Source organism: Pseudoalteromonas sp. A757 (assembly GCF_004103285.1).
In the GTDB taxonomy this organism is placed as follows: Bacteria; Pseudomonadota; Gammaproteobacteria; order Enterobacterales; family Alteromonadaceae; genus Pseudoalteromonas; species Pseudoalteromonas galatheae.
The window spans coordinates 17,039-30,691 of sequence record NZ_QNQN01000070.1; the positions used below are offsets into that span (position 1 = coordinate 17,039).

Consider the following 13,653-nt stretch of genomic DNA (forward strand, 5'->3'; position numbering starts at 1 on the left):
CTCCCTACTGCTTACTTGAATGACTGTGTGTCGCGGTAATATGTGCCGAGTCCTGTAAAAATTGCCTAGCCGGTATTAGAGTTCTCCCTTTTTGGGTTTCAATCACTAACATCGTTGCTGTAATTTCGGTCAGCGTGCCTGAAACGCCCGCAATTTCAATTTGATCGTTAATTCGACAGTGACGCAGCGCTTGTTTTGCTGCAACGGTGTTTGCGATTAGCTCTCGACTCCCAAGACCAAAGGCCAATGCAACTCCTGCACATAGTACGCCTGTCAGCACCACTACCATATTGGTCACAAATTGAATATTGATCCCTAGTTGCTCAATACCTATTACCGTTGCAGTAAATAAGATCGCGAGCTTGGCTACGTTACCCGCGACTTCGACTCGCGCAAACCCAACGGACTGCGCACCGGCTCTTGCCATGGCACTAGCTAAATTGCCAAGCAGATAACCACCAACGATAATAAATATCCCAGCGAGGAGATTTGGTAAGTAGCTAAGTAGCGAGGAGATCCAATCACTGAAAAAGTTTAAACCAAGGCTGGATGTAGCTGCAGCGATAAAAAACATCATCGTGACCCAAAACACGGTTTTCCCTATTAATCGAGCATGTTTTAGATTTAGCTGAAGCGTTTGTTCGGTTTGCACTCGTTGGCTTAAGCCTACCAACGCACGATTACACAGCTTAAATAACGAAATAGTCAGCTTGCTCAATAGCCAAGCCACTACCCAACCGACAAGCAGCATGAGTGCCGCGCCCAGCAGTTGGGGTGTATAAGTAACAAGCTGATTGATTAATTGCTCGTAACTGGCAGATAAGGCGTGTTGCCAATTATCAAAGGTATCCTCGGTGGCCATGTAAACTCCTGAATTCGCTGAAACTGCTTACTTTTAAATCAATACATTCATTGTTATCACAGTGTTAGCCGTTGTCCAGAGAATTCCCCGAAGTCCTAAATATTTAAACTACTAACAATACATTTTGGAGTATTTTCGTATGAGTGGAAGCACTTAAGGCGCAAAAACAAAAACCGTCTTTACGCCTTGGTTACTTATTTACATTGGGTATTATAGCTACCTAAAGCGAACCGTTTCTCGCTCACCCATTTCTTCTGGTTCTACATTTTTCCCAACCGCTAGTTTCAATAAGCCGCTCAAGTCGGGGCTAACATGCCAAATCTCAGCATCGTCCAGTTCAAAACGGAGCATGATAAGCTCGGGGTCATCTTTACCCTTTTCAAACCAGCTCTCGGTCTGCCTTGACCAATGGGCATCAAGTACGTCTTGTCGTGTTTCTTCAATTAAATGTCCGCGAATACATGCAAATACATTGTGCCCTTTACTGGAAAATTGTGCTGTTGCTTTACCACACTTAGCAATACGATTTGTTTTACTGGTAAAAAACCAAAACTCGCCGTTGGCGTCTTTATCCAACTGTGCTCGCATTGGCTCATGGTGATTATTGTCATCACTCAAACCAATCATCACGTTGGGGCTGCTGTCTAGCGCTTCCCAGAAGGTTTTCTTTATGTCTGACATTATCTTCTCCTTATTTATACCTATTAGCGTCTGCTTGAAACGGCACAAACCCACTCTTTCGATTAATTGATAGTATCTTGCTGCAAAGCCTCGATGATTGCTTTATTAAAAGCGTCAAGATCATTTGGATTGCGACTTGTGATCAAGTTGTCGTCAACCGCAACCTTAAGGTCAACCCAGTCTGCACCGGCATTTTTAAGATCGGTTTTGATACTTGGGAAAGAGGTAAGCGTTTTTCCCTCCACTAGCTGCGCTTCGATTAGCAGCCAAGGGCCATGGCATATCGCCGCGATTGGGCGTTTATTACCAAACTGTGAAAAGGCCTGAATAAATTTAACCGCAGATTTTTCTTGCCTTAATTTATCGGGGTTGAATAATCCGCCAGGTAAAACAAGCCCAGCATACTTACTGGGGATGGCTTCGTCCAAAGTTAAATCAACGGCGACTTTCTCACCCCAATTGTCTTCATTCCAAGCAGTAATATCGCCCTTTTTTAAAGAAATGATATCAACATTAAATCCTGCGTTTTCAAGTGCCTGCTTAGGTTTAATCAGCTCACTTTGTTCAAATCCGTCAGTAGCCAAGATTGCAACTGAAATATTATCTGAGCTCTTCATCCTTCTCTCCTTCAATACGCTAATGATGTTGAGATAGATGCAGAATTGATACCACCATATAACTTCATGAAATATATAAACATTAAAGTTTAAGCATCGTTTGGATGTAATCTTTACAGAGCTGAGGAATGTAAATCTGGACTAAATTAGATGGAATATATTTGGTCCTGAAGTCGCACAAAGGTCATAAAGGTGGAGAAAATCGTTTTAGTGAGCGTGGCGATGGCCACGCTCGTACGACACGTGGTATTACTTCACTACTAACTCTTCATGAACTATATAAATACCGGTTGGATTTGTTAATGACAACACTTTGACTGCTAAGGTTTTACCAGCTGCATTCTCACATTCAATGATTTGATACAGTACTTGTTTTCCAGCTTGAGAATTATCCACGGTAATATCTGTTGTAAATATATCTGAATGGAAAGGCCCTTTGCCATTTTCCCCATGGAACAAACCGAGCTCTACACCGCGATTGGATAATGTGCTACAGCGCCCACCGTTGCTCTGACTGTCGACATTTAAATGACTCTTGACCCGATAGGCACTATGATAACCATATGTATTTGGACGATGAACAAACTCCCCAGCAGGCTGTGCACTAATATCCCACTGTACAAGCGGTGCTCCAGGAACGTTAACATAAACATCATACTGCTCACCAGCAGCGCTAGTGCACGCAACCTCAACTCGTTTATTATCAGTCAAGTATTGCTCTGGAATGTCGGCTACAGCTTGTAGAACAGAAGTATTGCTAGACAGTAGTTGGACATCTGCATGCGCAATTTGCTCGCCCGATGTATGGTGATATACATTCGCGTAGCTGCAAAAATCTCCCTCGCCTCTTGGATATAAATCAACCTTAAGGTTATGTGCAAATTCACTTGCTAGTACGGCGGTTGCTATAGGACCGTTAGCGTACTCTGTGACACGTTCAAAGCCATCAATATCATGCGCTTGATTGGATAAGGCAACACTACTTGCTGACACAAGCATGGCGGCAAAGGATAGAGCGAAACCTAACTTCTTCATTATAAATTTTCCTTATTTAATCTTATAGAAAGCCTAGTTGCTGATATGTAATTGGGCCCATTCGCAAACAGCAAGTTGATAATAGTTATCAATGACAGCGCTGACAATTGTTTTATAACTCCGTTTAATGATCTAAATCAAGTTATTGTTTTTCAATGTTTTACTTGTTAAAAAACAGTTTAAACTGGACATAATTTAACCTCGTAAAGTTTTGTATTTATCATTATTGATGGATAGCCCTTTCATATCTAATAGGCCGAGTTTAAGTATATAAAATTGATTGGGCACTGAAGCACAACATTATCGTCGCAGTTTAAAACTCGGTTAGATAAATCAGCGCAAAAGGTAGTACTAAAATCGAAATGGGTGAGGTCATTGATCACACACTAAGGCAATGATGAAACTCGTTCCGCGAACTCGACGACAAAAAGTGAAACATAATAGCAACTGCTCAGCTCGCGCTATCAAGCCGTTCGTCATCAACCGCAAAAACTGAATATTTAGATCCACCACAAACAAGGAAGAGGATAACGCGATACTGTACCACTTAATTGAGGCCGTGTAGGTGAGTTAGTTTAGGCACTCTACGATATCAACAGATCACGACCTTGGAACTCTAGCTCGCTACACATATACGAAAACCTAAACGCAATTAAGCTGATTTAGCCCTTTTCTCCTAGATGATAAGCGAGCATTTTTTAAAAACATTAGGGTAAAATGAGAACAGAGTTTGTGCCAAACTCAAACACATTCAACTTTCCGCATTGAGCAAAATGATTATTGCTCGCATATGGTGTGCCTTGTTGGTTAATATCCCCCTCCCAACCTTGACCATTTTTAACGAATGCTTTTACTTCAAACCAACCGTTGAATGCTTTGCTACAATCCATTTCTACTTCCAGCAACCAGTAATGTGCTCCCCATTGGTTGAGTGACATGACGCCAAAACCATCGCTGTCGTAACGTTTTTCCGCGCCCCAGCTAGCAGGCCAAATATTGGTTGTCCAATCCAGCGGACTCCCTTGGGCACCACTAGACTGCCCAATTTCAGCCGCTAGCCAATCCAACCTGTTATCAGCCACTTTCCAAGCCGAAGTTGTCATGTTTCGCATGTTCAAATGCTTGATAGGTAAAGAGCAAAGAGTAGGATCGGCGCCGCAATCAATCCCTCGCTGCAATGCTGCGGCATGATCAAGACCACCTCGGACGAACATATCCTGACCCGATTGAGTTTCAGCTTTAATAAAAACTAATGTACGTTGCCAATCACCAGTCTGCGGTGGGGTTGTCAACTTACTTTGATGATGAATGGCTACGGCATCCATAGCTGCTAAATTAATTTGTGCGTAACCGTTGGTATCAACTTCGATGCTTTTACCTGCGCAGTTTTCTTGACCGATACCTCCACTTAGCACATCACAATAGGTTCCGGCAGGGAGCCCTGTTTGCAGGCTTTGAACCATACTAGAAGATTCCCGGTTAATGGCGACAAAGCCTAAATTACCGCGAGAAAAAGCAATTTGGTTATTACCATTGTCCCACCAATTTGCCACAGTCCAATTGCCATTAGTATGATTTCTAAACTGCATTGCACCTGCAATCATTGGGCGACGATGCTCACACTGCCATAATTGACTAGTACAATTGAAGTTACCATTTTGATGAACAGGCACCGAAGGGCCACCAGCATCAGTGTCACCATTAAATTCATAACTAGACATCACTTTAGGATAACCATAAGGATACGCCAGCATGAATACATTCGCTAAATCGTATAGTTTACCATCATGAAAGGTAACGATAGATCCCGCACCACCATGCCCACGCTGGTTATCATGGTTGTCTGTAAATACTACGGCTTTATAACTTGGCATCATGCCCCAAGCTTCGCCAAAGCTTTTTAACCAAGCCAGTTTGCCTTGTTTAAATGTCTCGCTCAGTTTAATGCTGTACTTAAACTCGGTGACTAAGCCATTTTGATGATATTCAGAAGCAGAAACCGCCTCACCTCCTTGATCAATCACCTCTTGGAAAATGACCGCTGGTTGATTTAGCTTGGCCAACACATCGCCAATATCACTTGCAGGCATGTGCTTGCTTGCATCCAGCCTAAACCCCGCCACGCCCAGAGACTGTAAATCGCTCAAAAAGCCCGCGAGGGTATTTTGTACGTAGCTCGCATCGGTGTCTAAATCATGAAGTCCTACGAGTTCACAGTGCTGCACTCGCCATGCATTATTACCGTAGTCTTCAGGGTTTATTGCGCAGGTCTCATGAAAATCTTGTGGACTATAGATAGAATATTGTTTGTTGCCAAAGGTGTTACCCGCAACTCCGGTGCCGTTGCCATGGGCCATGTGGTTTATAACGGCATCAACATAGATATCTACTCCGGCAGATTTACATCTCGCGACCATATCGGCAAATTCGGCTCGACTACCACTACGACTCGCAATCTCATAACTGACTGGCTGATAACGAGTCCACCATTGATCCCCTGTAATATGCTCATTGGGTGGTGATACTTGCACTGCAGCGTAGCCATTTGGCCCCAAAAACGTTTCACACTCCGTAGCAACATCAGCCCAAGACCATTCGAATAAATGAACGAATGTTGTTGGGTCGCCGTCAACGGCATGTGCAGGTGTAACGCAACTGGATACTAACAACACTACCGCTGCAATTTGGTTTAGTTTTATATTTTTCATTATTGCGCCTCTTATTCACACAAGATTAACAATATAGAATTCCTAGCTAAACAATCTATTGAATACGTATGCATTGGTTTTACTAACAAGTAGCTGTGCTAAGAGTCAGCATAAACACCGAGTAGTATTTAAATTTCAGCAGTGAATGAGCATCTCAAGCAACTGAAGCCATGCACACCATGTGCGACAACAATTAAATTGCAATTAACAAATTAATATTTATTAAACTATTACTTAAACACGCAATTAAGATCTAAAAAACCAACATTAATCCATCGTTTTTTCTTATTTTTAAATTAAAAAACTTAAAAATATCGCAACAATAAGAATTAAAATTTCCCTAAGTTTCTGTTTTAGGTTACGAATTTTTTATGAGAGTCATCCCAAGCTGCAAAACATCAACTACACTCAAATGACATCTTTGTATAAAAAAACCACAAAGTTGTCATCCGAAGCAGTTCTATAAATATTATCAACCTAGTAACTGAACCACTCAGGGGTCATTATGATTACACAGCGCTCACTGTTAAGCCGTGTTCGTAAGATTGTCTCTAACAGCTGCATAGCTGGCAGTATATTTTTCGCCTTAACCTCATCCGCATTTGCACTCGAAAATTGGCAAAAAGTCGAAAGGCTCACACCAACTGACGAAACAACAAATGCTGATGAATTAGTTTTTAAAGTCACGTTTGTTAACGCACATTCCGTTGCGCCAACTGCCAGTGACTTTACGATTCTAGGCGATGAGAAAGACACCAATAACGACACAACTATTGATACAGGTAGTAAAACAACTGCATCAATCACCCAAATCACCGTCGACTCAGGTAACAGCTCAATTTACCATGTTACGCTCTCTGGAGGTGACCTTGCCAGCTACAACGGTGTCGTTGCTTTATTGCCGTCGAGCAACTCAATACGACCTGAAGTGTTCGAAGCCTACTACGTTAGTAACGGCACAGAACTCCCAGCCTCTGATAAGCTCATTGTATATGACTACGCAGATCAAACTAGTGAGCTGGGCAATGGTTATTTTGGAACAACTGCTGCAGAAGCAAGAACTACAGCAGATGCTTTATGCAAAAGTAAATTTCTACGCAAGCACAACCGCCTAAACAATATTATTGATAGTTCTGCTTCAACAGCAGTGAGTAATGGCCCGGTTAGAGCCCGTGCAGTAATTTCATTCTCTGCATCCGATGATATAGCCAGTCTTGACACGAATTACAGTCTACCCAGTCTCAATGTTTATAATAGCGGAGGCACTAAGCTTGCTGACACCAATTGGGATGACTTTGTCAACGGTACACTCAGCGCCCTCAACAGTAACGCATCCGACATGTTAGAAAATTCGGGCAACGTTAAGTATTTTTGGAGTTTCTCTGATTCAGGAGGGACATTTAATGCCGCAAACAACTGTTCGGGCGGAACCTCACCTTCGAATACCGTCAAAGGTGTTGCCAACCAAAATGGCAGTTGGTATACCCTAATAGGCAGTGTTCCCTGTAACAACGCACTAAATTTAATATGTGTCGCATGGCATGAATCAGCCTATTTAGATGCCAATATCTCCAATACCGCACCTACAATTAGTAACTTACCAGCAAGCTTTACGGTGACAGAAGATGTCGCAACAACAGTTGATCTATCTGCAGTCGTTTTAGCTGATAACGAAGATGACAACTTAACGGTTACCTTGGCACTGGACAGCGGCACCATCGCAAGCACCGACGGCAATGGAACAGTGAGTAGCGTCACAGTGGCGGGAAGCGGAACATCAAGTATGACATTAAGTGGGTCAACGACTGCGCTTAATAGCTACCTCGATGTAACGACTAAACTCAACATTACTACTGCAACAGACAACACAACGGCAATGACGCTCACGGTTACGCCGAATGATGGTACCGTTGATGGTGATGCCGCGACCAGTACCGTGAACGTCACGGCTGTTAACGATAAGCCTACGTTTACTTCCACTGCGGTCACTGCTTCAACTGAGGACTCAGTATACAAGTATTCAGTCACAACCAGCGACCCTGACAAAGATGCCGTCACCGTTTCTGTCTCAGCTAGTACTCCGCTTCCAAGTTGGCTAAGCTTGAACACCAGCACAGAAGCAACGGTGTCTACATTTGCAGGTCAAAGCTCCGGTTATATTGATGGAACCGGGACTGCCGCCTCATTCAAATCACCTTATGATGTTGCAACTGACAGTAATAACAATGTCTATGTCGCCGATTACAGTAACCATGTGATCCGTAAAATTACACCTGAGGGCGTTGTAACTACTCTAGCGGGCTCTGGAACCGCAGGTTCTGATGAAGGCACTGGTAGTGCTGCTTCATTTAACTTTCCCAAAGCCGTAACGGTTGACGCCTCTGGCAACGTTTATGTTGCCGATTCCTCAAATAATAAAATCCGTAAGATCACCCCAGCAGGAGTCGTGACCACCTTTGCAGGCAGCGGTTCTCCTGGCAGTACGGACGGAACTGGCACAGCAGCCACTTTTGCCGCGCCAACGGGTATCACGATTGACAGCAACGGAAATTTATATGTCGTAGAAACGAACCCTCATATCGTTCGTAAAATAACCCCTGCAGGTGTTGTAACTACATTTGCTGGCAGCAAAGGCTCTTCTGGGTTTACCGATGCGACTGGCACATCGGCAAAATTCAACTTCCCCTATAATGGCGGTAGTAGTAGCAATAACGACCTATTCATTGCTGACCGCAATAATCACGCTATTCGTAAAGTCACCTCAGCAGGTGTTGTGACTACGTTTGCCGGAACGGGTTCAGCAGGTTCAGCGGATGGCACAGGCACGCAAGCGAGCTTTAATAAACCTTATGATGTAGCACTAGATAGCGCTAATAACCTTTATGTATCCGAGCAAACGGGGCATACAATTCGAAAAATCACGACCGCAGGCGAAGTAACTACTTTTGCAGGAAGTGCTGGAACATCAGGAAACACCGATGGTTTAGCGAGTGTGGCACGCTTCAGCCAACCCTTTGGTATTGCAGTAGACAGCAATGGCATCGTATATGTTGCAGATACCGGTAACCATCGAATTCGAAAGATATCGCCGGCCGAAACAACCTTAACAGGTACACCTACCAATGACGATGTTGGCGATCACTATATTTGTTTAGTTGTTTCAGATGGTACTGAGACCAGCGAGCAGTGCTTCACCATCACGGTTACAAACGTCAATGACGCCCCCGTTGTCGCAACGAATACGGGTTTAACCTTAAATGGTGGTACAACAGTAAACATCACGAGTTCAGCTTTGTCTGCGAGCGATGTGGATGATAGTGGTACAGGTTTAACGTATACAGTAACTACCTTGCCAAGTCACGGAAGTCTCTTTGTAGATGCAAATAGTAATGGCAGCTTAGACAGTGGGGAAACACTCGGCAGCAATGGTACATTCACACAAGCTGATATTGAGAGCGGTAATCTTTTTTATACCCACGACGACTCTCAAAATGCGAGTGACAGTTTTGTCTTTTCACTAGAAGATGGCTTGGAAGACGGTGTTAGCGCTATTACCAATCAAACATTTAGCTTTGTTGTTGAACTAAATAAAGCACCAGTTATTAGTGGTACTCCAGCGGCGACCATCAACGAAAATGTTGCATATAGTTTTACGCCTACCGCAACTGACGAAGATAACGACACCTTAACATTTAGTATCACCAATAAACCGAGCTGGGCAACCTTTAGCACCTCAACTGGTAGTTTAACGGGAACACCTAGTTATACCGATGCAGGTGCATACAATGGTATTATTATTACGGTGAGTGATGGAACAGCCAGCGATACCTTAAATTTTGATATTACTGTCGTCAACGTGAACCGTACACCTAGCATTAGTGGAACACCAGCGACCAGCGTTAATGAGAATAGCGGTTATAGCTTTACTCCAACCACCTCTGATCCTGATGGAGATACACTTACTTTCAGTATTACCAATAAACCAAGTTGGGCTACCTTCAGTACCAGCACAGGAGCCTTGAGCGGCACGCCAAGTTTTACTGATGCTGGCGACTACAACGGTATTGTAATAACGGCCAGCGATGGTAGCGCAACACAAACGCTAAGCTTTAATATTAGTGTTGTAAATGTGAATCGGGCGCCATCTATCAGTGGTACTCCGCCTACTTCGGTACTTGAGGGTGGTGTTTATAATTTCATACCAACCGCAAGTGACCCTGATAATGACAACCTAAGCTTCTCTATTGCTAATAAGCCGAGCTGGGCATCATTTAGCTCAACGACAGGATCGCTAACTGGAACTCCTAACTTCGAGCAGGCAGGTATTTATAGTGGTATAGTGATCACGGTAAGTGATGGTAGTACCACTCAAAACCTAACATTTTCTATCACCGTAAACGATGTGAATCGAGCTCCCACCATCAGTGGAGCACCTGCATCTTCGGTAAATGAAGGAGTAACTTATAGCTTTACCCCAAGTGCTTCCGATGAGGATAATGATAATCTTACCTTTAGCATTACCAACGCGCCTGATTGGTCAACATTCAGTAGTACAACGGGTACACTATCTGGTACTCCTACCTTTAATGATGGTGGTGAGCAATATAACATCACAATCAGTGTTAGTGATGGTAGTGAAAGCGCAAACCTTAACTTCACACTAAGCGTGGTCAACATCAATCGCTTGCCAACTATCAGTGGTACACCTGGCGTGAAAGTCACTGTGGGAGAAAACTATAGTTTTATACCTGCAGCAACAGATGAAGATGAGGACACGCTAAGCTTTACTGTCACTAATAAGCCAAGTTGGGCAATATTCTCAGTATCAACTGGTGAGCTTTCTGGTACACCATCAGAGACGGATATTGGTACGACTAACGGTATTCAAATCAGCGTTAGTGACGGCACTGACAATGCGAGTTTACCGTCATTTAGCCTTGAAGTAGTTGCCGAAAATACAGCGCCAACGGGTGAAAACCTCACGCTCAGCGTTAAAGAAGATACTTCATTGACTATTCTGCCGACATTACAAGATGCTGAAGATGACACCTTAACGCTGACAATTGGTAATCAGCCAGCAAATGGGTCATTAACCAGCAGTGGTACAGGCTGGGTATATCAACCAGGAGCTGACTTCAATGGTGACGATAGCTTTACCTATTCAGTAAGCGATGGGGAGCTGCAAAGTGATAGCTATACGGTTACATTAACTATCACTGCTGTAAATGACTTACCCATTGCAAATAACGATAACTTCCAGCTTGATGGGAGCGCCAATAATACGTTCACCCTGAATGTGTTAGCCAATGATACCGATGTTGATGGAGATACCCTCATTATTGAAGGCGTCAAGGCAAGTTTAGGTAGCGCCAGCGTAATCGACAATGCACTACAGTACACCGCTCCAAGTAACTTCGCAGGCTCTGTTACTCTGAATTACGCTATACGTGATGGTCATGGTGGTCGAGCTAAAGCGAGTGCGCTGTTAGAAATAAGTGGTGCAGTCGATGGTGAACCTCCTGTTGTCACCGCCCCAGCAGATTTAGAAGTTAATGCGACGGGACTATTTACCAAGGTAAATTTGGGTATTGCGACAGCACTCAATAGCAGTGGCGAGCCTTTACCTGTGACCCTTACTGAAGGTAAAACCGTATTTGCACCCGGAGAGCATAATGTTTACTGGCAAGCCACAGATGCAAACGGTAACTTAGGAACAGATCAACAGCTGCTGAGAGTGAATCCAATAGTGTCGTTGAGTAAAGACAAAACCATTGCTGAAGGCACCAAGGTAAATATTCAAGTGCTGCTAAATGGCCCTGCCCCGCAGTATCCTGTCACAGTCGACTACACGGTGACAGGCAGCGCAACATCTGGAGTGGATCATGACTTGAATAGTGGCTCGGTAACGATAAGCTCAGGTACAAAGGCCAATATTTCAATTCAAACTGTTGCAGATAGTGAGTTTGAGGGCGATGAGACGATCACAGTCAGCTTGAATAGTGGTGCTAACCTTGGTTCAAAACGGGAAACTACTATTACTGTGAGCGAACAAAATATCGCGCCAGATGTCTCGCTAATGGTGACTCAGAATGATCAAAACCGATTAACCGTTAGCCAAGATGAAGGAACTGTATCTGTCGTTGCAACGGTAACCGATCCAAATGTTGACGATACTGTGACGAGCGCATGGAGAGTTACAGGTATGACTTCCGATCAATATACGGAGGATTCGCTACAACTTAGCTTTGACCCTTCAGCTCTACAACCGGGCACGTATAAAGTAACACATACTGCTACCGACTTAAGTAGTGCACAGGATAGTGATAGCGTATTTATCCAAGTGACCCAGTCACTACAACAATTGTCTGATACGGAAGATACCGATGGCGATCTCATTCCTGATAGTCAAGAGGGTTACGCCGATGACGACGGAGACGGGATCCCCGATTTCCAAGACGCGATCACCGAGTGTAATGTTATGCCTCAAGAAGTGATTACGCAGGATGGTTTCTTAGTTGAAGGTAACCCTGGGGTCTGTTTACGTAAAGGCGAGTTTACCGCAAGCGGTGAAACTGGTGGCCTACTCATGACAGATGATGAGGGTAACTCACAACTGGGCAGCGATGATGATGTGCAAATCACCGGCGGCTTATTTGACTTTATTGCTTATGGGCTCCCTAAAGCAGGTCAAGTATATCAGCTAGTTATGCCACAGCGTCTACCTATCCCAAGAGATGCCGTTTACCGTAAATTTAAAGCGTCATCAGGCAGTTGGGTTAACTTTGTGGAAGACGCAAACAACCTTGTGTTTAGTAGCGAAGGTGAGCCAGGTATTTGTCCGCCTCCAGGAGATGAAAGTTGGTCTGTGGGTTTGACTGAAGGACATTGGTGTGTGCAGCTTCAGATAGAAGATGGTGGCCTTAATGATGACGATGGTGAAGCAAACGGTAGTATTGTGGACCCGGGAGGTGTCGGTGTACTGCTCTCAAATAATCAGATGCCTGTAGCGCTAGACGATGCAATTAGCATGAAGTGGAACACTAATATTACTATTGACGTTTTAGCGAATGACACTGATGCTGATGGAGATATGCTCAGCATAGCAAATGCTTCAGCCAGCTTTGGCGAGGTTCAGATCAATTCAGATAACACCCTGTACTACACACCAAACACAGGCTATGTCGGAATTGATACGATAAATTACGCAATAACTGACGGGAACGGTGGAACCGCAGGCGCAACTGTAGCTGTTACTGTCATTGCTAATACAGCTCCTTTGGCAGAATCTGACATGGCAACAGTTACAACCGGTAAGCCTGTAACCATTAATGTTCTAGCAAACGACAGTGATGGTGATGGCGACGCCCTGCAAGTCACTGAAGCGACAGCACAGCACGGTAGTGTCGCTATTAATGCTGACTATAGTCTGACCTACCAATCGAATGCTGGGTTTGTTGGCAGCGATATCATCACTTATACGGTTTCAGATGGCGAAGCAAGTGCGCAAGGTGAGGTAAATATTACTGTCAACAAAGCGCCTACTGATACCATCACTAACAAGAGTGATAGTGGTAGTATGCCGTTATGGTTGATTTGGTTCAGCCTCGCGTTGGTGGTAGTTCGCCGTTGGCAGGCTGTAGCGCGTTAAGGGTCTTAACAAGTCAAAAACCATATGATAAAGGGGTAATGAAGTATCACTTCATTACCCCTTTCTTTATTACGATAAACCAATGTGTCGAAAGAAGCGAGT

Annotated in this window: 6 protein-coding genes; 1 reads left to right on the forward strand and 5 read right to left on the reverse strand. The window is 44.0% G+C overall.

Annotated elements, in window-relative coordinates; translation table 11 throughout:
- Positions 1 to 4: 4 nt before the first annotated feature.
- From DRB05_RS13055 to DRB05_RS13075, 5 genes are all read right to left on the reverse strand, one after another.
- Complete coding sequence (locus tag DRB05_RS13055) at positions 5 to 862, reverse strand: mechanosensitive ion channel domain-containing protein (RefSeq protein WP_128727347.1); 858 nt, start codon at positions 860 to 862, stop codon at positions 5 to 7.
- 216 nt (positions 863 to 1,078) lie between these two features.
- Entirely contained in the window at positions 1,079 to 1,543 is a 465-nt protein-coding gene (locus tag DRB05_RS13060; RefSeq protein WP_128727348.1) for a pyridoxamine 5'-phosphate oxidase family protein, read from the reverse strand.
- Between the two features lie 62 nt (positions 1,544 to 1,605).
- On the reverse strand, positions 1,606 to 2,160 hold the full coding sequence (locus tag DRB05_RS13065) for a type 1 glutamine amidotransferase domain-containing protein (RefSeq protein WP_128727349.1): 555 nt from the start codon (positions 2,158 to 2,160) through the stop codon (positions 1,606 to 1,608).
- 249 nt (positions 2,161 to 2,409) lie between these two features.
- Positions 2,410 to 3,195, reverse strand: coding sequence for a hypothetical protein (locus DRB05_RS13070; protein ID WP_128727350.1), 786 nt, complete (start codon positions 3,193 to 3,195; stop codon positions 2,410 to 2,412).
- Positions 3,196 to 3,902: 707 nt separating this feature from the next.
- Positions 3,903 to 5,903: an alpha-amylase family protein gene (locus DRB05_RS13075; protein WP_128727351.1), complete on the reverse strand. Its 2,001-nt coding sequence runs from the start codon at positions 5,901 to 5,903 to the stop codon at positions 3,903 to 3,905.
- A gap of 505 nt (positions 5,904 to 6,408) precedes the next feature.
- Between DRB05_RS13075 and DRB05_RS13080 the strand changes: the two genes are divergently transcribed.
- Positions 6,409 to 13,551: an Ig-like domain-containing protein gene (locus DRB05_RS13080; RefSeq protein ID WP_128727352.1), complete on the forward strand. Its 7,143-nt coding sequence runs from the start codon at positions 6,409 to 6,411 to the stop codon at positions 13,549 to 13,551.
- The last annotated feature ends 102 nt before the right edge of the window (positions 13,552 to 13,653 follow it).

Bases quoted from the DNA above. Each gene is read 5' to 3' on its own strand.
- DRB05_RS13055 (WP_128727347.1), bottom strand. From the start codon at position 862: ATGGCCACCGAGGATACCTTTGATAATTGGCAACACGCCTTATCTGCC.
- DRB05_RS13060 (WP_128727348.1), bottom strand. From the start codon at position 1,543: ATGTCAGACATAAAGAAAACCTTCTGGGAAGCGCTAGACAGCAGCCCC.
- DRB05_RS13065 (WP_128727349.1), bottom strand. From the start codon at position 2,160: ATGAAGAGCTCAGATAATATTTCAGTTGCAATCTTGGCTACTGACGGA.
- DRB05_RS13070 (WP_128727350.1), bottom strand. From the start codon at position 3,195: ATGAAGAAGTTAGGTTTCGCTCTATCCTTTGCCGCCATGCTTGTGTCA.
- DRB05_RS13075 (WP_128727351.1), bottom strand. From the start codon at position 5,903: ATGAAAAATATAAAACTAAACCAAATTGCAGCGGTAGTGTTGTTAGTA.
- DRB05_RS13080 (WP_128727352.1), top strand. From the start codon at position 6,409: ATGATTACACAGCGCTCACTGTTAAGCCGTGTTCGTAAGATTGTCTCT.